Here is a 604-nt window from a genome sequence, read left to right on the forward strand (position 1 = left end):
ATTTATCTCAGCCATTGGATAGTTTTTTTTATCTTGAAAGAGAAGACCTAAAGTATGATAAGTATGAGCACCAAAAGGGTTTATTGATATGGCTTTTGTTAGATTATGATATGCATCATCCAATTTCCCTTTTAGTCTTTGAATTGCACCTAGCTTAGCGTGCGCTTCAAATTGATAATCACATATTTTAATACATTGTTTCCAAGCACTGATGGCACCAGTATCATCATTATTTTTTAATCTTGCTTCTCCCAACTTTGATAGGACTATTGCAGTTTTAGGGAACTCTTTATTAATTTCCTCTAATGATGATAGCCATGCATTATAATTGTTTTCTTTTTTAAGTTTTACGGAGTCGTATAATTTGGGAATTAACTTTGAATTAGGGGTGATTGAGCTTTCTCTTGGAATAGGAAGGTGTATTTCTAAAGTATCTGCAAAATCCTTGATTAGCTTACCAATTGTATTATCCATGTGAAAAATCTGTACTGAAGGATGATCCATACCACATAAAATAACATTCCTTATGTTAGGAATATTATTTGTTGCCATCCTATAGGCACTCATTAAATCTATTTCATCCATCTCTGAAGAAAATAGAATT

The 604-nt window shown here is 32.0% G+C and carries 1 protein-coding gene; it reads right to left on the bottom strand.

Annotated features, from left to right (window positions below):
- Nucleotides 1-604, bottom strand: a 604-nt coding sequence (locus tag V2A85_RS24295) for a tetratricopeptide repeat protein (RefSeq protein ID WP_420072632.1), incomplete at both ends; no start/stop codon positions are given.

The organism is Yersinia sp. 1252 StPb PI, assembly GCF_048593885.1.
Lineage (GTDB): Bacteria > Pseudomonadota > Gammaproteobacteria > Enterobacterales > Enterobacteriaceae > Yersinia > Yersinia enterocolitica_E.